Source organism: Pandoraea communis (assembly GCF_902459745.1).
GTDB classification, from domain to species: Bacteria; Pseudomonadota; Gammaproteobacteria; order Burkholderiales; family Burkholderiaceae; genus Pandoraea; species Pandoraea communis.
Genome location: NZ_CABPSJ010000004.1, coordinates 287,250 through 305,442, shown reverse-complemented (window position 1 = coordinate 305,442; position 18,193 = coordinate 287,250). Strand labels below are relative to the sequence as shown.

Below are 18,193 nucleotides of genomic sequence, written 5' to 3'. Positions count from 1 at the left end.
CGCCAGACGTGGCGGGTGCGTCCCGAGTCAGGCGCCGTCGACGATGATGAGATGAACGCGGTAGGGACCATGAGCGCCCAACACCAATGTTTGTTCGATATCGGCGGTACGCGAAGGTCCGGCAATGAAATTGGTCGCACGCGAGAGTTGACCTCGCTCGCTGCGCATGAGGGCGAAACCGTCTTCATGGCCGGCGACAATGCGCGAGGCAGGCACGATGGCGATGTGAGTCTCGGGCAGCAGCGTGGCCGAAGCAAACGTTTCCGGCCCGGACATCATCATCAGCGCCCCGGTCTCTGCAATGGCACAAAAACACCCCGTGATGCCCACCAGATCGTCGCCATGCGGCTTGCGGAATGCCACTTGGCAGCCTGCCGCCGTCCAATCGAGTTCACGCAACGTCGGCCACGCGACGGCCTGCATGGTGAGACCGTTGGCCTGCAGATAGGTCGCGGCGGCAGCGGGGACATCGCTCATGCCCGGCACGCGCGTGATCGTGGTCGACAGCGCTTCCGCCTTGCCAATGAACGTGCCAATGAGATTGACGGACAGTGCCGGACGCGGCCCTTGCGGATGCCGCGCCAGATATTCCTCGGCCGCAGCCTGCTCGTTTGCGCGCGCCACATCGGGACGATGCTGTGCGTGACGAATGCGGGCAAAGATGCGATTGCGGGCGTCGGAGGTATCCATGGGCTGTCCTTGTGAAGCCGACGCGCGGTCTGCCGCCGGCATCGTCACTTATCGTCTCTCGAAGCCGCCGGTGCAAGTCCGGCGGGCGATGCGCAATTATAGCGGCTGCCCCAGCCCGCACGACGGACGTTCGCACATTATCGGAATGGTCTGTCCCGTCGTTCGGACAACACGGCCGCTAGTACGAATCAACGCGTTACGCAGCGTCAGGCAAGGGCCGCCGGTTCCGGCGCGATCTCGAAAACCTGACGCAGATAGGCCAGATACGCATCGTCGTCGCACATGTTCTTGCCTGGCGAATCCGACAGCTTTGCCACTGGCTGGCCGTTGCAGCGCACCATCTTGATGACGATCTGCAGCGGTTGATAGCCAAGGTCGTTCGTGAGGTTCGTTCCCACACCGAACGCCAGTTTGCAGCGATCGCGAAACCGCTCGAAAAGCTGAAGGACCTTCGGAATATCGAGACCGTCCGAGAAGATCATCGTCTTGGTATGCGCATCGACGCGGTTCTGCGCATAGTGCTCCAGCAGTCGTTCGCCCCACGCAAACGGATCGCCCGAATCGTGGCGCGCCCCGTCGAAGAGCTTGCAGAAGTACATGTCGAAGTCGCGCAGGAAGGCAGACATGCCGTACACATCCGAGAGTGCAATACCCAGATCGCCACGGTACTCCTTCGCCCAGGTCTCGAAGCCGAAGATCTGCGAATCGCGCAGACGCGGGCCGAGCGCCTGACACGCCTGAAGATACTCATGCGCCATCGTGCCGAGCGGCGTAAGGCCGAGCTTCGACGCGTAATACACGTTGCTCGTGCCCGCGAACTGTTCACCCAGTTCGTCGCGCAACGTGAGAATCACCTCCTCGTGCCACTCCTTCGAGAAGCGGCGGCGCGTACCGTAATCGGCGATCTTGCACTCGCGATAATCCACGCGCTCGGCAAGCATGCAGATCTTGTCGCGCAACCGTAGACGGCCTTCCTGATACGCCGGCGTGCGCTGCGTATTGCGGAAATACACTTCGTTGACGATCGCGAGTACCGGGATCTCAAACAGGATCGTGTGTAGCCAAGGGCCGCGAATCGTGATGTCGATCTCACCGTTGCCCTTCGTCGACGGCTGCACCGTGATGTACTTCTCGTTCAGATGGAACAGGTCGAGAAAGTCGACGAAATCGCTCTTGATGAAGCGCATCGCACCGAGATAACCCAATTCCGACTCGGTAAAGCGCAATCCGCACAGCAACCGGATCTCGTCTCGAATTTCTTCGACATAGGGTGTCAGGTCGACACCTTCGGTACGGCACTTGAAGCGGTACTCCACCTGCGCAGCAGGAAAATGATGCAGCACCACCTGCATCATCGTGAACTTGTAGAGATCGGTATCGAGCAGCGAGGTGATGATCATGACGACAGGCTCGGGAAGGAGCACTCACGAGAAAGCAGCGAACACGACCGATCGGCCAATGGGCCATTCGGCAGCGCACGGGAACAGCAAACATCGTACCGCAAAGCGGTGTCACCCATGGTATCCCCGCGGAATGCGCAATGGCGGGACGCCTTGCTCCGGCCGCCTTTCGGCTCTCGCCCCTGCTGCGGCGGGCTGCGTTACAATACGCGTTTTAACGGCCGTTCGAAGCCGTTTCGCGCCCTACTCTGGAGTTGGCATGACGCACGTTGTCACCGAAAGCTGCATCAAATGTAAATTCACCGACTGTGTGGACGTTTGCCCCGTGGACTGCTTCCGCGAAGGCCCGAACTTCCTGGCAATCGACCCGGACGAGTGCATCGATTGCGCCGTCTGCGTGGCCGAGTGCCCGGTGAACGCCATTTATGCCGAAGAGGACGTGCCGGGCGATCAGCAAGCCTTCATCGCACTCAACGCAGAACTCTCGCCGAACTGGCCGAGCATCACGAAGACCAAGCCGTCGCTGCCCGATGCGGATCAGTGGAAAGACGTCACCGAGAAGCTGCATCTGCTCGAGCGCTGAACCACGAGCGTTAGTGGCGAAGTTCGCCTCCTTGATGCAGAAAAAATGCGCGCCTGGTGTTGACAGCGTGCAAAAATCGCCTCTATAATCGCTTTCTCTTTTGATCCCCGATAGCTCAGTTGGTAGAGCGCCGGACTGTTAATCCGTAGGTCCCTGGTTCGAGCCCAGGTCGGGGAGCCAAGAATACCGAAGCGATGGCCTCGCACACGCGGGGCTTTTGTTTTAGTCGATACATCACGACAGCGATGTATGACACACGAGTTTGATCCTCGATAGCTCAGTTGGTAGAGCGCCGGACTGTTAATCCGTAGGTCCCTGGTTCGAGCCCAGGTCGAGGAGCCAAAATGCGAAAAGCCTTGCCGATCGGCAAGGCTTTTTTGTTTTCCGCGGCGGCGATATGCGATGAGACACCATCGCCCGCATTGCGTATCCCCGGCCGAGTCCGTCGGGGGCGTCATGCCAATGAAAACGGGGCGCCGTCTCCGGCACCCCGCTCCCTTACCTCCCCAACAGCGCGTACGCGCTGCCTTATCTGCTCACGCAGCGGCTCACTTACTCGCTCGCAGGCGCACTCATCGCGACCGGCGGTTTCGTCGACGCTTGCAACTCATTGTTGTTCACGCTTTCGATCCAGCGGCGACGCATCGGGGCAAGCAGGAACTTCGCCGCCACCGCCGCCGCGATACTGATCACCGCAGCGGCGATGAACACACGATCCCAGTGACCGCCGATGGCAAGCACGGATGCCAGCGGCACCAGCAACGCAGCCGTCCCCTTGGCCGTATACAACGTGCCCGCGTTGGACGCCGCATTCTTGCTACCGAACGTGTCCGCACACAGCGCCGGGAAAATCGAGAAGATTTCGCCCCAGCACAGGAAGGTCATCGCGGCGAAAAACACGAACATGTACGGGTTCTGACCGAAGTGCATCAGACCGAGCATGGCCACCCCTTCCCCGAGGAAGATGATAAACATCGCGTTCTCACGACCGATCTTGTCCGAGACGAAACCGCACAGCGGACGCGTAAAGCCGTTGCACAGGTTGTCGATCGACAGCGTCATGGTCAACAGCGGCAGCGTGGCGCCGAACAGTGTCATCGGCATCGAAGCAATACCGTAGTCCTTCGCGATCGGCCCGATCTGCGCCGTCGCCATCAGACCGCCAGCAGCCACCGCAACGAAGCAGACGTAGATCACCCAGAACACCGGCGTGCGAATCATCTGGCCCGAGGTGTAGTCCACGTTCGTCGCCAGATTGCGGCGCGATACGGTGACCCCCTTCGGCGCACGCGGCTTGACCAGCAGCAGCGCGAGAATGAAGATCGCCACGCCCTGCACGATACCGAAGTTGAAGAACGCCGCCTCGTAGCCCGATTCGCGGATCATGTTGGCGATCGGAATGACCGTGATCGCAGCACCGGCACCGAAACCGGCAGCCGTCAGACCGGCGGCCAGACCGCGCTTGTCCGGGAACCACTTGAGTGCATTCCCCACACAGGTGCCATACACACAACCGGCGCCGATACCGGCAATCACCGCCGCCGTGTACAACACCGTCAGCGTTTCGGCGTAGGAGTACATGATCCACGACAGCGCCACACAGATAGCGCCACCCGCCACCACAGGCCGCGGCCCGAAACGATCGACCAGCCAGCCTTCGATCGGCACCAGCCAGGTTTCCACCACGATGAAGATCGAGAACGCCACCTGGATGGCCGCGATGCCCCAATGGTTCTTGGCCTCCATCGGCTCGACGAACAGCGTCCACGAATACTGCAGATTGGCCACCAGGCCCATACAAATGATGCCGATCACCAGTTGTGACCAGCGCCCTCCCAGAAAAGAGGTCTTCTCCTCCGGTTGCGCAGCTGCTTGCATGACTTGCCTCCTATACCTGTCAGACGATTGGCGGCGGCCCGCGCCTCGTTGTGCGGTGCCCGCCGTCATCGCGTGCCGTGGCGCGTCCCGGCATGGGGAATCGCGGATACGGCACGCCTCCTGGCGTTACATGCGGCTCATGCTTGGCCGCTTGATCGCGGAACGCTGCCTGGCGGCGCGCTCGCAGGGCTTGAGCCCCGGCTGACTGACTTGCGGAAGCGCCAAAGGACACTTCCGGCCCCCGCTTCGGCGCGGCGACGCTGGCTTTTCAGGCCCGCGCCGGCAAGTTGCCGGCTGCCGAAGGGTGACGGGATGACGAATTCGAGTGCGGACCGGTCTGCGCTATCAGGGTCACGGTGGATTCCCGTGAACCCGCCGCAGGTCAGGTCCCGTCACTCAGGCGGGCGCGCCTCGCGGACGCGTGATCGCCAGATCGCCTGCCCGCAACGGGCGACAGGCAGATGAGGAACACCGCAGCGCCCGACCCACAGCGTCGGATGCCAGCGGCGGATGCAACTGGGCAGACGATGCGAAGGAACCGTCGCATGAGGCCTGCCCGAAAGGAAATGTGTGCTTGCCCAACTGATGTCTCCGATGAATGCCGCGTCCGCTCGGCGCCTGCCCGGTTTGATTCACAGGTCTCGATGAGTGCCGATTCAACGCTTTGAATCTGATATACAAGATTCAATATATCGAATTAAGTATTTTTTATGGTTCCAAAATTAGTCGATGGTCGGGGCACTGTCAACCCGAGAGCGCTCGCATGGGAAGGGACACGAGCGCTTGGCGGCGCGTACCAGGCCGAACGAGGTAAGCGCTCGATAACCGGCAAACGTAGGGAATTCGCGGTGTTTAAGGGTATTGCACGCCACAACGCAGACGAGCCCGCGCCTGTACGGCAGGTAGCCGCACGGCGCAGGGTCAGGGAAAACGATGACGTTTTGACGGCTTCGATTTGCCCGCTTGCGAAGGCACCGTCAGACAGCAGAAATCGGGGTCAGACTGACTCGACGTCGCCCGAGTTGTTGCGGATGAAGGCCAGGTGTTCGCGCAGCGAACGCTGTGCGCTGTTGGCATCGTGCGACGCCACGGCATTGAAGATGCGGCGATGCTGACCGATCAACTCGGCCAGATCGGCACCGTGACCAACGATGGCGCGGTAATTGTCGACGACCGATCCGCGCAGCAATTCGAAGATCGCATGCATCAGGTGCACCAGCACCAGGTTGTGCGTGGCCTCGGCCAGCGCCAGGTGAAAGTGTGCGTCGAGTTCGGGCACGCGGGTAAGCAGCGACTGCCCTCTGGCGTCGCCCTCGCCGTCCAGCCCATCGCGACTTGCGGCATACGCCGCCTCAAGCGCGTCGAGCGCCTTCGCGAGCCGGGCGATGTCTTCGGGCGTCGCACGCTCGGCCGCCAATTCCACGGCTTTTGCCTCGAGCACCTCACGCATCTCGAGAACGTCGTCGACGGTCTTGCTGTGCCGCGACATCAATTGCGACAGCGGTTCGGCGAGCAGCGGCTGGCTGGCGTTGGCGACCAGATAGCCGCCACCGGCGCGCCCCACGATCAGACCGCGAGACTCCAGCCGCAGCAGCGCCTCACGAAGCGACGGACGCGATACGCCCATCTGCTGCGCAAGATCGCGCTCGGACGGCAGCGCCGAGCCCGGCGCGAGCCGGCCTTCGACGACCATCGTCTCCAGTTGCTCGTACACCATGTCGGACAGGCGCAGACGCGGTGGCGGCGTGACCGGTACAAAACTCGCAACGGCCCCCGAAGATTCGCTGGCAGGTAGGGATGACATAGGCAGAGACGACTCGTTGGACGGCATGTCGGCTTGGGCTCTCGACAGAAAAATCACAGACGCCACGATACAGGATGACGCTTCGCTCAGGGCAGCCGCTCGGTCCGTCGCCCGGTATCGCAAGTGGACTCCCTTCAAACCAAGGGTTAACCCGCTAGTCGAAATCAGATCATTCCCTTTAGGATAACGTCATTCGATAACTGGTCGACCAGTCTACCAGTAGACCAAAAGACCGGATAGGCACATTACACGTCAACGATCGTTCGAGAGCAAGCCTGATGCCATCGCATGCGTCGCCCCCTTCCCCGTCGCTGAGTTCGCAGTGGCCGGTTTCACCGTCGACGCCGACTTCGGCGGCGGCGTCCTCGCCACCGCCAGCCCCGCTTGCAGACGAGCCCGTTTTCGAGACACTCGACGACGCCACCCGCACGGCCCGGCTCGCAGCGTTGCGTGCCGCCGTCCCCGACGTGCAGTGGCTCACCGACCGTGAGCAGATCACACCGTACGAATGCGACGGCCTGGCTGCCTACCGCAAACTGCCGCTTGCCGTCGTGCTGCCTGCCGACGAGGATCAGGTCTGCCGCATTCTGCGGGCGTGCCATGTACACAACGTCCCCGTAGTACCGCGCGGCGCGGGCACCGGCCTGTCTGGCGGCGCCATGCCGATCACCGACGGCATTGTGCTCTCGCTCGCCAGATTCAAGCGCATTCTCGATGTCGACGCTTACGCCCGTACGGCCACCGTGCAGCCCGGCGTACGCAACCTCGCCGTCTCCGAAGCCGCCGCGCCTTACGGCCTCTACTACGCGCCGGACCCATCGTCGCAAATCGCCTGCACCATTGGCGGCAATGTCTCGGAGAATTCCGGCGGCGTGCATTGCCTGAAGTACGGCCTGACCGTGCACAACGTGCTTCGCGTGCGTGCAGTGACGATGGACGGCGAGATCGTGGAATTCGGCTCGCACGCACTCGACGTGCCGGGTCTCGATCTGTTGTCCGTGTTCATCGGTAGCGAAGGGATGTTCTGTGTCGTCACGGAAATCACGGTGAAGCTCGTGCCGAAGCCGCAAGTGCAGCAGGTCATCATGGCGAGCTTCGACGACGTGGAAGCGGGTGGCAACGCCGTCGCGGCGATCATCGCGGCGGGCATCATCCCGGCAGGTCTGGAGATGATGGACAAACCGGCCACGCAAGCCGTGGAAGAGTTCGTCCACGCGGGCTACGACCTCGACGCGGCGGCGATCCTGCTGTGCGAATCCGACGGCACGCCGGAAGAAGTCGCGGAGGAAATCGCACGCGTCTCGGCGGTGCTGCGCGCATCGGGCGCCACGCGCATTCAGGCGTCAGCCTCCGAAGCCGAACGCCTGCGCTTCTGGTCGGGGCGCAAGAACGCCTTCCCCGCTGCCGGACGCATCTCGCCGGACTACTACTGCATGGACGGCACCATCCCGCGCCGGACCATCGGCACACTGCTCAAGCGTATCGAAGCGATGGAAGTGCAATACGGCCTGCGCTGTATCAACGTTTTTCACGCGGGCGACGGCAACATGCACCCGCTGATTCTGTTCAACGGCAACGATCTCGACGAGTGGCATCGTGCCGAAGCATTCGGCTGCGACATTCTCGAAGCCTGCGTGGAGTTGGGTGGCACGGTCACCGGCGAGCATGGCGTCGGCATCGAGAAGATCAACGCGATGTGCGTGCAATTCTCTCCGGAAGAACGCGACGCGTTTTTCGCGGTAAAGCGCGCGTTCGATCCGGCCGGTCTGCTCAATGCGGACAAGGCCATCCCCACGCGCGCCCGCTGCGCCGAGTACGGCAAGCTGCACGTGCGCGGCGGCGTGCTGCCCCACCCCGATTTGCCGAGGTTCTGATGTCGCAAGTCCCGCAAGTCCTCCACGCACCGTTGCACGACGCCGCCCCGCACGCGGCAGCGCAGGCGCTCGCCACGATTCGCGAGCGCGTGCTCGCCGCCACCGCGAGCGGTACGCCGCTCGACATTCAGGGCGGCAATACCAAGCGCTGGTACGGCCAGACACCCGACGGCGACCCGCTCGACATGCGCACGTATCGCGGCATCATCTCGTACGATCCGGCCGAACTCGTCATCACCGCCCGTGCGGGCACGCCGCTCGCGGAGATCGAAGCGGCACTGGCCGAACGCGGTCAGATCCTGCCCTTCGAGCCGCCGCACTTCGGTCCCGGCGCGACGCTCGGCGGCTGCATTGCTGCGGGCCTTGCCGGCCCGCGCCGGCCGCATGTCGGCGCGCCGCGCGATTTCGTCCTGGGTGCCGTCGTCATGAACGGACAGGGCCAGGTGCTGCATTTTGGCGGACAGGTGATGAAGAACGTCGCAGGTTACGACGTCTCGCGCGTGCTCGCCGGCTCGCTCGGCACGCTCGGCGTGCTGCTCGAACTCTCGATCAAGGTGCTGCCCTGCCCGGTAGCCGAAACCACGCTGCGTTTTGAACTACCGCAGGCGCAGGCCATCGATCGGCTCAATCGCTGGGGCGGACAACCGCTGCCCCTCATGGGATCGGTCTGGCACGACGGGGTATTGAGCGTGCGACTTGGCGGGGCCGCTGCGGCCATCGATGCCGCACGCACCGCCATGGGCGGCGAGCACGTCGACACCATCGAAGCACACACCTTCTGGCAGGCTCTGCGCGAACAGACGCATCCGTTTTTCGCCTCCGCGCCTGTGACGGGAGACGGCCAGCCGTTGTGGCGTCTTTCGGTGCCGCCGACCACGCCACCGCTCGTGCACGGCGACGAACATCTGATCGAATGGGCGGGCGCACAACGCTGGTGGATCACCCCGCGCAGCGCCGCCGAAGTCCGCGCAATTGCCGCAGCGGTGGGCGGACATGCTACGCTGTTTCGCCACGGCGATAAGTCGGCCGGGGTCTTTACCCCGCAACCGGCCGCGCTGCATGCTATCGGCAAACGTCTGCAGCAAGCATTCGATCCGAGCCGCATCTTCAACCGCCATCGGCTGTACCGCTAATAGAGACGATGCAAACGAACCTCGCAGAATTCCTCCGTCAGACGCCGGACGGCGACGAAGCCGAAGCCATTCTCCGCAAATGCGTGCATTGCGGATTCTGTACCGCGACCTGCCCCACCTATCAGTTGCTGGGCGATGAACTCGACGGCCCGCGCGGGCGCATCTATCTCATCAAGCAGATGGTCGAAGGCCAGAACGTGACGCGCGAGACGCAGCGTCACCTGGATCGTTGCCTGACCTGCCGCAGTTGCGAATCGACATGCCCGTCGGGTGTGCAATACGGCCGCCTTGTCGATATCGGCCGCCGTCATGTCGACGCCAAGGTCGGCCGCCCGGCCGGTGAACGCGCACTGCGCTGGGCACTCGCCCGCGTACTCCCCAACCGCACCCTGTTCTCGCCCGCGTTGCGTCTGGGCCAGCAATTCCGCGGGCTGCTGCCGCGTTCGCTGCGCGAGAAGGTGCCGCATCATCAACGCTCCGGCAGTTGGCCCCAGGCCAAGCACGCACGCCGCATGCTGATGCTTGAAGGCTGCGTGCAACCGGCCATGCTGCCGAACGTCAACAAGGCCACGGCCCGCGTACTCGATGCCCTTGGCATCGAAATGATCCGCCCGGCGGCAGCCGGTTGCTGCGGCGCCATCCGTCTGCATCTGAACTATCACGACGACGGTCTCGACGACGCTCGCCGCAACATCGACGCCTGGTGGCCTGAGATCGAAGCGGGCGCGCAAGCGATCGTGATCAATGCGTCAGGCTGTGGTGCAACGGTCAAGGAATACGGCCATCTGCTGCGCCACGATCCGCAATACGCGGGCAAGGCACAGCGTGTCTCCGAACTGGCGCGCGACCTCTCGGAAGTGTTGCTCGACAACCTGGAAGCCCTGCAACGCGTTGTGCCGAGTCGAAAGACCGGCAAAGTGGCCTATCACCCGCCCTGCACGCTGCAACACGGCCAGCAACTCAAGGGGGGCGTGGAGAAAGTGCTCACGGGCGTGGGCGTGAACGTCATGCTGCCGCAGGACAGCCACATTTGCTGCGGCTCGGCCGGCACCTATTCGGTTACGCAACCGGCGCTGTCGCATCAGTTGCGCGACGCCAAGTGGAAGGCGCTCGACGCCCTCGATCCCGAGCTGGTTGTCTCGGCCAACGTCGGTTGTATCTGCCATTTGCAGGCGACGGCCAAAGGCGAACACGCCCACGATCACGCGCCGGTGCAGCACTGGATCGAATTGCTCGACCGGATGATCGCCTCGGCCTGAGTTCCCGCGTTAGCACCACCGCGCCGCAACAACGATTGATTGTCCCGGCAGAAGGGACAATCAATCCCTGACCGGCGCGTTTATCTGCACGATCAGGCTTCCTAGAATTGAAGGTGAGTCAATCATCCCGTGGATGGTTGAGCCGACCCTTACCTTGATCTCTTACCGGAGCCAATCATGATCGATACCAAAACCGCCCCATACGCCGCGCTGCTGCTGCGCGTATCGCTGGGCATCCTCTTCCTCGCCCACCTGTCGCTTAAGGTGTTCGTGTTCACCATCCCCGGCTTCGTGGGGTTCATGGGCTCGCTTGGTCTGCCGCCGTTGCTCGCCTATGTCACGATGGCGCTGGAACTCGTCGGCGGTCTGATGCTGATCACGGGCTTCTATGCACGTTGGGCCGCGTTGCCGCTGGCCGCCCTGATGCTCGGCACCATCGTGTCGGTCCACGGCCACAACGGTTGGGTCTTCGCCAACAAGGGCGGCGGCTGGGAATTCCCGGCCTTCTGGCTGGTGGCGCTGCTGGTCGTCGCCCTGCTCGGGGATGGCGCCTGCGCGATTCGCCGTACGCGCACCGCGTGATCGCCCGCGAGCGTTGCGTTACGTTTCATCACGTTCTTTAGCGTTCTTTTGCCGGAGTCATTGCCATGTCTGCCCTTCCCACCCTCTTCGTCTCCCACGGCTCACCGCTGCTCGCGGTCGATCCCGGCCGCACCGGCCCGTTGTTGACGGCGTTGGGGCGTGCGGTGCCGCGTCCGCGCGAGATTCTCGTGATTTCGCCGCATTGGTCGACGCCGACACCGCGCGTGGGCAATCTGGCGCAACAGCGCACCATTCATGATTTCGGCGGCTTCCCGCGCGAACTCTATGCGCTGGAATATCCGGCCCCCGGCGCGCCCGCACTGGCCGAACGTACGGTGCAGATTCTGAGCGATGCGGGTCTGCCTGCCGCAACCGATGACCAATGGGGTCTCGACCATGGCGCATGGGTGCCGCTGAGCTATCTGTATCCCGACGCGGACGTGCCTGTCACGCAACTCTCGCTGCAACGCCATATGCGCCCGGAGTATCACTACCGGCTTGGCCAGCATCTCGCACCGCTCGCCCAAGACGGCGTGCTCATCGTCGCGTCGGGCAGCTTCACGCACAATCTGCATGAAGTGTTCCGCGCGCCGTCCGAAGATCGCGCGGAAGCCCCCTATCTGGCCGAGTTCGTCGCGTGGTTCACCGAGCATCTCGCCAAGATGGATCTGGACGCCCTGTTCGACTACCGTGCCCGCGCGCCGCACGCCGAGCGCGCGCATCCGACAGACGAACACCTGCTACCGCTCTACATCGCGCTGGGCGCGGCCGACAACGCCGCGCGTCAGACGCACTTCGACACGGGCGCCACCTACGGCGCTCTGCGCATGGATGCCTTCGCGTTCGGCAGCGCCGCCCCGACGCTCGCCGAGGTGAATGCGCTGGCACAATAACGGCATTGGCGCTGGTAGCGAGGCGAAGGCATGCTCCGTCGCCCGGCTACCGGCCACCGGCGACCGTTTCACCTGTCGTCCAAACGCCAGACCTGACGGCGCATCGATACACGCATTTCTGAGGAGTCCCGCCCCGGCATGAATAAACTTCGCGAGATCGAGTGCTTCATCGCCGTGGTCGAGTCGGGCAGCTTCGTGAAAGCCGCAGCAACGCTGGGCATCTCGAAGACGGCTATCTCGCGTTACGTCGCCGATCTCGAGGCGCGTCTGGGCACGCGTTTGCTCCAGCGCACCACCCGGCGCCTGTCGCTTACCGAGCCGGGTCAGCGCTACGTCGAGCGCTGCCGTCAGATCCTCACGGAACTCGACGAGGCCGACGCCATGGCGGGCGAGCAGGACGGCATGCCGGCCGGCCCGCTGCGCATCAATGCCCCGCACACGTTCGGCGTGCTCCATCTCGCACCGCTGTGGCCGACGTTCCTCTCGCAGCACCCGCAGGTATCGCTCGATATTACGTTGAGCGATCGTCTCGTCGATATCGTCGAGGAAGGCTACGATCTTGCGATCCGCATCACGCGCCTACCCGATTCTTCGCTCGTGCACCGGCGGCTCGCCGGGACCCGGCTGGTGCTGTGCGCCTCGCCGGGCTACCTCGCGCAACACGGCACGCCGAAGCACCCAAGCGAACTCGCCCATCACGAGACGGTGGGCTATAGCTACTTTTCCCACCGCCGAGAATGGCGCTTCGATGGTCCCGATGGCCCCGTTTCCGTGCGCACGCATGCAAGGCTCATCGCCGATAACGGGGACACCTGTCTCGCTGCGGGCGTGTCCGGCGCCGGTATCCTCCTGCAACCGGCGTTTCTCGTTCAGGACGCTCTGCGCAATGGCCAACTCGTTGAATTCCTGCCCGACTACACGCAGGCCGAGACCGGTATCTACGTCGTCTATCCCTCGCGCAAATACCTGAGCGCCAAGGTTCGCGCCCTCATCGATTTTCTTGTCGAAGCCTTCGCCATGCCCGGCTGGCGGGCGATCGACCGCCGCTGACGAACCCGGACTTGCCTGCATCCACCGCGAAAGCCCCGTGATTCACCGGCAACTGGCCGGCAAAACACCGGAACTTCACGGTTATTTCTTATCTCGGGCAAATGTCACTTATACTGGCGGGCCTGTTTGTCCCATTTCATATATTTTGGAAAACCTTTTACTGATCGTCGCTGCGATCCTGCTGGTGTTTCTCAACGGCTTTTTCGTGGCGGCGGAATTCGGCCTCGTCAAACTGCGCCAGACGCGCGTTCAGATCATTGCCCGCCAACGCGGTTGGCGCGGCCGTATCCTGGCCAAGGTACATGGCAAACTCGATACCTACCTCTCTGCGTGCCAGCTCGGCATCACCCTCGCCTCGCTCGGTCTGGGCTGGATCGGTGAACCCGCCTTCGCCCGCATTCTCACGCCGCTGTTTGCCGCACTGGGCGTCAGCTCGGCAGAGCTGATTCACGCGCTTGCCTTCTTCATCGCGTTCTTCACGATTTCGTATCTGCACATCGTTGTGGGCGAACTCGCACCGAAGTCGATGGCGCTGCGCGTGCCGGAAGCGGTCTCCATCTGGACGGCGGCACCGCTCTACGCCTTCTATTGGCTGATGTACCCCGCGATCTGGGTACTCAACCACAGTGCCAATCGCTTGTTGCGCTGGACTGGCCTCGACCCCTCGCACGGTGCCGACGCCCATTACTCGGCCGACGAAATCAAGCTGATCATGCGCCGGGGAGCGTCGAGCGAAAAACTCTCGCGCGACGACTGGAACGTGGTGGCGTATGCCATCGACTTCAGCGATCTGACCGTCTCCGATCTGATGCATCCGATGAGCGAAGTGGCGGCTTTCCGCCGTAATGCCACCTTCGAGCAGAACATGGACACGGCCTATGGCCACCGTTACAGCCGTTACCCATTCTTCGATAACGACGGCGAAACCGTACTCGGTGTCGTCCACCTGAAGGATCTGTTCCTCGCGGAGCACCACGGCCAGTCCATCCAGGATCTCGGCAGCATGGCGCGACCGGTCGAGCGCGTGCGGCCCGACATGCCCGCGCGCGAGCTGTTCGGCCGTTTCCGCCGGGGCGCACCGCACTTTGCCATTGTGGGATGGCCGGATCAGAAGCCCATCGGCTTCCTCACGCTGGACAACCTGCTCTCCGCGCTGGTCGGCAAGATCCGCGACGAATTCCGTCAGACGGAAGACGACTGGACGCGCATGGAAGACGGCACGCTCATCGGACGCGGCAGCTTACCCATCCTGACGCTGGAACGCGCGCTGGGCATCGATATCCCGAGCGAGCGCGCGGAATCGGTGGGGGGCCTGATCATGGATACCCTGGCCTATCTGCCGCGCGAGGGCCAGAAGATCGACTTCAACGGTTTCTCCGTGGTCGTCAAGAAGATGCAGGGCCCTCGTATCGTGCTTGTGCGCATCTATCCCGACGGGGTCCGCGAAGCGCGTGGCGAGCCGCCATCCGATGCGGCGACGCAGCAACGCGACGAGTAATGGTTGAGCGAGCGCCAAGCAAAAAGGGCAGCCCCACGGGCCGCCCCCTTGCGGTTTCGCCCGTGTCATCGGTGAGATGGCGCGGGGCGAATACCAGACGATCTCAAACGTTCAGCCGCGTGCAAACGCCTTGCGATTGAGTTCGAGTTGTGTGATGAGCTTTTGCAGGCGCGACTCGGCAGTGCGAGACAGCGCGATAAAGCGGCAGCCGATGTGATGCTCGACGTCCTTTGCAAGGGGCACGCTGCGAATGGCACACACTTCCAGGTCGACCTGAACGGCGCCATAGTCGCGCAATTCGATCTCGACGTGCATGAGCATCGAGCCCTTCGGAATCTCGGTAGCCACGTCTGACTTCGTACGCAGACCCACGCCTCCGAGCGAAAGATCGAACACCGACAGACGCATCGGCGTATCGTCCGGAAATTTGATCGTGCACTGATACGGATCGAGGATCGGCGTATTCACACGGAAGTAATCGCGGCGCTGCAAGCGCACGAGCGTTTCCGGGTACGACGAATAAAATGCGGGATAGCCTTCGTACTCGCGCTCTTGCACATCGCCGATGGGGAAATGCACCTGAATGCCTTCGGGCACGCCAACGAACAGCGCGCGCCTGTTGGCGAGCAACGCCCGGTTCTCGGTCTCGATACCACCCCAGTCGAAATAGAAGCCGCGGGCTTGCGGCTCGACCTTGAGCAAACGCGTGACGAGCTGACGCTGGCCGTTCGCGAAGTACACCGTCATGAAATCGCCACGTGTCGCCAGATGACGCAGCACGCCGCCAATCTCCAGCGGATTGCTGATGCGATACGAGTCATGCAGTTGAGACTCATCGTCCGTGGGCGCCGGTGTCACCTGCGGTTCTGTCGTTTCCATACCTGATCTTCTATTTGTCCCCGTGACAGCCACGCGAGTCCACGCAAGCCGTGCACATTAAAGCCTTTGCTACCCACGACACCCTGAGGCATCACAGCGCGAACGAGCGCCAGCCGGTGCCCACTCGCCGTTTCGTGTATCTGATCATGAACGTTAACGGTTGCGGGCCGTAAATATTGAGTGTTCCAGCGCAAGAACTTACTGCTCCCCGCGCCGTACGCCTCACTTGGGGCGCTCCGATGCCCCCTTGCTGCCTGTCCCGCGAGATCAGCGATGCACCGCTGCCATCAGCGCGCCGAAGCCCATGAACACGCCGCCGCTGATGCGGTTGAATGCCTTGAGCACGCGCGCTTCGCGCAAATACGGCGCAATGCGCAGTCCGCCGGTAGCGTAGACCATGTACCAACTCATCTCGATCACGGCGAACGTGCCGAGCAGAATCGAGAACTGCGGGAGCTTGGCGGCCGTCGGGTCGATGAACTGCGGCAAGAACGCTGCGGCGAACAAAATGGCCTTCGGGTTGCTTGCCGCCACCAGAAAGCCTGCTTTGAACAGCTTGCCGAAGCTCGAGCCGGCCACCAGCGCGGGTGTGCCGAGGTTGGCGGCCGCTTCCTTGGTGTCCACCGGCGAGCGCCAACTCTTGTAACCGAGATAAATCAGATAGGCTGCGCCGAGATAGCGCAGCGTGTCGAACAGCATCGGCCACGCCTTGAGCACCGCGCCCAGGCCTGCCGCCGAAATCGACATCATCGCGATGAGCGCCGTCATGCAACCCGCCATCGTTCCCAACGACGGACGCAACCCATGACGCGCGCCATGCGTCATGACGAGCAACATGTTCGGTCCCGGTGTCGCCGAGACGAAAAAAACGGTGACTACGTATAGCCACCACGTTTGCAGGCTCATGATTGCCTCGGAAAAATGCATACGCGAGTTCGCGTCAGGCATTGTAGCGTCGAACCGTGGTGATGACATCGTTCGCGTACACGTCTCATGCGAAACGCGAGGGAAAGAAATCAAAAAACAAACAGGCCCGATGACTTTCGCCATCGGGCCTGTTGATCGCGGGACGCTGTCTCGCCCTAAAGCTGGCACAGCGTCACGTGAAAGCGATGAAGCCGCTTAGATCGGCTTGATGTTCGCAGCTTGCTTGCCCTTCGGGCCAGTCTTCACTTCGAACGACACGCGTTGGTTCTCTTGCAGCGACTTGAAGCCGTCAACCTTCACTTCCGAGAAGTGAGCGAACAGGTCTTCACCGCCGGCGTCCGGGGTGATGAAGCCGAAGCCCTTTGCGTCGTTGAACCACTTAACAATACCGGTTTCCATGTTTTTTCCTAATAAAACAATAGCCTGGGGTCGGAATGACCCCTCCAGCGCTGACAATCAAGGGAAAATGAAGGACTAGAAACCAGCGAGAAGCAGGAAAACTACGTCTGACAACAACTTCGCGGCTTGACAATCTGCAGTTGGTTTTATACGTGTAGCGCCGCCGCTTGTCAACAGGGTAAATACCGCATATTGAGTAACAATTTCCGCAAATAGCGGGGAATTTGGGCACTCTTCCTGTGTCCGAGCGGGTGCCGCTGCCCGTACAATGGGCGTTTTGTCCCGTGCCCATGCCGTTGTCGCGCATCTTGCCCGCGTTTTGTGCTGTCTGAAACCGCTTTCCCGTGGTTTTCCCCTATCTGACGCGCATTGCCTAACCGGCACACCAAGCGACCGCCATTGTGCCTCTCACCTGCCTACGGATGGAGCCTAACCTTCTCATGCGCCCCTCGAGGCCGCAATCTGAAGTACGAAATTCAAGCCGACCCCATTGGCTCGCCCGTTGCCGCACCCAGGTGCTGAGTCTGGCCGTGTGTGCCACGCTCGCCGCCTGCGCCGGATCGCCGACCTATGGTCCGGTGCCTGCTGGCAGCTATCGTGTGCAGTCGGGCGATACCCTTTATGGCATTGCACGCAGCAATAACGCCAGCACAGCCGATCTGGTGCGCTGGAACGGACTGACCGACCCCGACAAGATAGAGGTCGGTCAGGTGCTGCGTGTCGTGCCGCCCGCCGGCTCGTCCTCGTCCAGTGCGCCCGCTACGGCCGCATCGTCGGGGGGCAGCGCGTCGTCCGGCACCGCCCGGCCGCGTGCGAAAGCCAAGCCGGCGCCGAAGTCCGCGCCCGCACCGGCGGCGCCGCGCACAGCGACAAACAAGATTCCGATGGTGTGGCCCGCCGACGGCCCGGTGCTGGCGAATTACGACGGCGGCAGCAACAAGGGCGTCGATATCGGCGGCAAGCCGGGCGACCCGATCTACGCCGCCGCCGCAGGCAAGATTGTCTACGCGGGAAGCGGACTTCGGGGTTACGGCAACCTTGTGATGGTGCAGCACGATAACGGCTATCTCACCGCCTACGCGCACAACCGCGCCATTCTCGTGAAGGAAGGCGCATCGGTCAGCAAGGGCCAGAAGATTGCCGAGATGGGCGACACCGATTCGCACGGCACCGTGAAGTTGCACTTCGAAGTGCGTCAAAAAGGCACGCCGTTCAATCCGCGCGACTTCCTGCCGTCGCGCTGATCCGATCGGCGCCATCCGTTTCGTCTTTGGGGACGAAGGCCGCGAAAGCCAAAACGGCAAGGCACGATGCCTTGCCGTTTTTCATTCCGTGGCCCCGTTC

The 18,193-nt window shown here is 62.6% G+C and carries 16 protein-coding genes and 2 tRNA genes; 11 read left to right on the top strand and 7 right to left on the bottom strand.

Features of this window, described 5'->3' with window-relative positions:
* Window positions 1-27 precede the first annotated feature (27 nt).
* Complete coding sequence (locus tag PCO31110_RS16050) at window positions 28-690, bottom strand: LutC/YkgG family protein (protein ID WP_150690867.1); 663 nt, start codon at window positions 688-690, stop codon at window positions 28-30.
* 206 nt (window positions 691-896) lie between these two features.
* Window positions 897-2,090 carry a nicotinate phosphoribosyltransferase gene (gene pncB / locus PCO31110_RS16045; protein ID WP_150690866.1) on the bottom strand — a complete coding sequence of 398 codons (1,194 nt, stop codon included), beginning with the start codon at window positions 2,088-2,090 and terminating at the stop codon, window positions 897-899.
* A 259-nt stretch (window positions 2,091-2,349) separates the two neighbouring features.
* Between pncB and fdxA the strand changes: the two genes are divergently transcribed.
* From fdxA to PCO31110_RS16030, 3 genes are all read left to right on the top strand, one after another.
* Window positions 2,350-2,673, top strand: a complete 324-nt coding sequence (gene fdxA, locus PCO31110_RS16040; protein ID WP_010805257.1) for a ferredoxin FdxA — start codon at window positions 2,350-2,352, stop codon at window positions 2,671-2,673.
* A 104-nt stretch (window positions 2,674-2,777) separates the two neighbouring features.
* Window positions 2,778-2,853, top strand: a tRNA-Asn gene (locus tag PCO31110_RS16035).
* Between the two features lie 86 nt (window positions 2,854-2,939).
* Window positions 2,940-3,015 (top strand) — tRNA-Asn (locus tag PCO31110_RS16030).
* A 210-nt stretch (window positions 3,016-3,225) separates the two neighbouring features.
* Here the strand turns inward: PCO31110_RS16030 and oxlT are convergent.
* Entirely contained in the window at window positions 3,226-4,551 is a 1,326-nt protein-coding gene (gene oxlT / locus PCO31110_RS16025) for an oxalate/formate MFS antiporter (protein ID WP_010805142.1), read from the bottom strand.
* 997 nt (window positions 4,552-5,548) lie between these two features.
* A complete protein-coding gene (locus PCO31110_RS16020) occupies window positions 5,549-6,355 on the bottom strand; it encodes a FadR/GntR family transcriptional regulator (protein ID WP_010805143.1) in 807 nt (268 codons plus the stop codon).
* A 278-nt stretch (window positions 6,356-6,633) separates the two neighbouring features.
* Between PCO31110_RS16020 and PCO31110_RS16015 the strand changes: the two genes are divergently transcribed.
* From PCO31110_RS16015 to PCO31110_RS15985, 7 genes are all read left to right on the top strand, one after another.
* Complete coding sequence (locus tag PCO31110_RS16015) at window positions 6,634-8,229, top strand: FAD-linked oxidase C-terminal domain-containing protein (RefSeq protein WP_246189861.1); 1,596 nt, start codon at window positions 6,634-6,636, stop codon at window positions 8,227-8,229.
* Window positions 8,229-9,362: a glycolate oxidase subunit GlcE gene (gene glcE, locus PCO31110_RS16010; protein WP_150690864.1), complete on the top strand. Its 1,134-nt coding sequence runs from the start codon at window positions 8,229-8,231 to the stop codon at window positions 9,360-9,362. The genes PCO31110_RS16015 and glcE overlap by 1 nt, the downstream gene beginning before the upstream one ends.
* An 8-nt stretch (window positions 9,363-9,370) precedes the next feature.
* Window positions 9,371-10,621, top strand: a complete 1,251-nt coding sequence (gene glcF, locus PCO31110_RS16005; protein WP_150690863.1) for a glycolate oxidase subunit GlcF — start codon at window positions 9,371-9,373, stop codon at window positions 10,619-10,621.
* Between the two features lie 177 nt (window positions 10,622-10,798).
* Entirely contained in the window at window positions 10,799-11,203 is a 405-nt protein-coding gene (locus tag PCO31110_RS16000) for a DoxX family protein (protein WP_010805147.1), read from the top strand.
* A gap of 65 nt (window positions 11,204-11,268) precedes the next feature.
* Window positions 11,269-12,096 carry a dioxygenase family protein gene (locus PCO31110_RS15995; RefSeq protein WP_150690862.1) on the top strand — a complete coding sequence of 276 codons (828 nt, stop codon included), beginning with the start codon at window positions 11,269-11,271 and terminating at the stop codon, window positions 12,094-12,096.
* 138 nt (window positions 12,097-12,234) lie between these two features.
* Window positions 12,235-13,146: a LysR family transcriptional regulator gene (locus PCO31110_RS15990; RefSeq protein WP_010805149.1), complete on the top strand. Its 912-nt coding sequence runs from the start codon at window positions 12,235-12,237 to the stop codon at window positions 13,144-13,146.
* A gap of 145 nt (window positions 13,147-13,291) precedes the next feature.
* Window positions 13,292-14,644: a hemolysin family protein gene (locus PCO31110_RS15985; RefSeq protein WP_010805150.1), complete on the top strand. Its 1,353-nt coding sequence runs from the start codon at window positions 13,292-13,294 to the stop codon at window positions 14,642-14,644.
* A 111-nt stretch (window positions 14,645-14,755) separates the two neighbouring features.
* Here the strand turns inward: PCO31110_RS15985 and PCO31110_RS15980 are convergent, their stop codons facing one another.
* From PCO31110_RS15980 to PCO31110_RS15970, 3 genes are all read right to left on the bottom strand, one after another.
* Window positions 14,756-15,523: a flagellar brake protein gene (locus tag PCO31110_RS15980; protein ID WP_010805151.1), complete on the bottom strand. Its 768-nt coding sequence runs from the start codon at window positions 15,521-15,523 to the stop codon at window positions 14,756-14,758.
* 267 nt (window positions 15,524-15,790) lie between these two features.
* Window positions 15,791-16,429, bottom strand: a complete 639-nt coding sequence (locus PCO31110_RS15975) for a LysE family translocator (protein ID WP_010805152.1) — start codon at window positions 16,427-16,429, stop codon at window positions 15,791-15,793.
* A gap of 216 nt (window positions 16,430-16,645) precedes the next feature.
* A complete protein-coding gene (locus PCO31110_RS15970; protein ID WP_010805153.1) occupies window positions 16,646-16,849 on the bottom strand; it encodes a cold-shock protein in 204 nt (67 codons plus the stop codon).
* Between the two features lie 440 nt (window positions 16,850-17,289).
* On the opposite strand from PCO31110_RS15970, the gene PCO31110_RS15965 reads away from it, so the two are divergent.
* Window positions 17,290-18,093, top strand: coding sequence for a peptidoglycan DD-metalloendopeptidase family protein (locus PCO31110_RS15965; RefSeq protein WP_081636391.1), 804 nt, complete (start codon window positions 17,290-17,292; stop codon window positions 18,091-18,093).
* Window positions 18,094-18,193 lie beyond the last annotated feature (100 nt).

Bases quoted from the DNA above. Each gene is read 5' to 3' on its own strand.
- PCO31110_RS15965 (WP_081636391.1), top strand. From the start codon at position 17,290: ATGCGCCCCTCGAGGCCGCAATCTGAAGTACGAAATTCAAGCCGACCC.
- PCO31110_RS16020 (WP_010805143.1), bottom strand. From the start codon at position 6,355: ATGTCATCCCTACCTGCCAGCGAATCTTCGGGGGCCGTTGCGAGTTTT.
- PCO31110_RS15990 (WP_010805149.1), top strand. From the start codon at position 12,235: ATGAATAAACTTCGCGAGATCGAGTGCTTCATCGCCGTGGTCGAGTCG.
- PCO31110_RS15995 (WP_150690862.1), top strand. From the start codon at position 11,269: ATGTCTGCCCTTCCCACCCTCTTCGTCTCCCACGGCTCACCGCTGCTC.
- glcF (WP_150690863.1), top strand. From the start codon at position 9,371: ATGCAAACGAACCTCGCAGAATTCCTCCGTCAGACGCCGGACGGCGAC.
- fdxA (WP_010805257.1), top strand. From the start codon at position 2,350: ATGACGCACGTTGTCACCGAAAGCTGCATCAAATGTAAATTCACCGAC.
- PCO31110_RS16050 (WP_150690867.1), bottom strand. From the start codon at position 690: ATGGATACCTCCGACGCCCGCAATCGCATCTTTGCCCGCATTCGTCAC.
- PCO31110_RS16015 (WP_246189861.1), top strand. From the start codon at position 6,634: ATGCCATCGCATGCGTCGCCCCCTTCCCCGTCGCTGAGTTCGCAGTGG.
- PCO31110_RS15970 (WP_010805153.1), bottom strand. From the start codon at position 16,849: ATGGAAACCGGTATTGTTAAGTGGTTCAACGACGCAAAGGGCTTCGGC.
- glcE (WP_150690864.1), top strand. From the start codon at position 8,229: ATGTCGCAAGTCCCGCAAGTCCTCCACGCACCGTTGCACGACGCCGCC.
- pncB (WP_150690866.1), bottom strand. From the start codon at position 2,090: ATGATCATCACCTCGCTGCTCGATACCGATCTCTACAAGTTCACGATG.
- PCO31110_RS15980 (WP_010805151.1), bottom strand. From the start codon at position 15,523: ATGGAAACGACAGAACCGCAGGTGACACCGGCGCCCACGGACGATGAG.
- oxlT (WP_010805142.1), bottom strand. From the start codon at position 4,551: ATGCAAGCAGCTGCGCAACCGGAGGAGAAGACCTCTTTTCTGGGAGGG.
- PCO31110_RS15975 (WP_010805152.1), bottom strand. From the start codon at position 16,429: ATGAGCCTGCAAACGTGGTGGCTATACGTAGTCACCGTTTTTTTCGTC.
- PCO31110_RS16000 (WP_010805147.1), top strand. From the start codon at position 10,799: ATGATCGATACCAAAACCGCCCCATACGCCGCGCTGCTGCTGCGCGTA.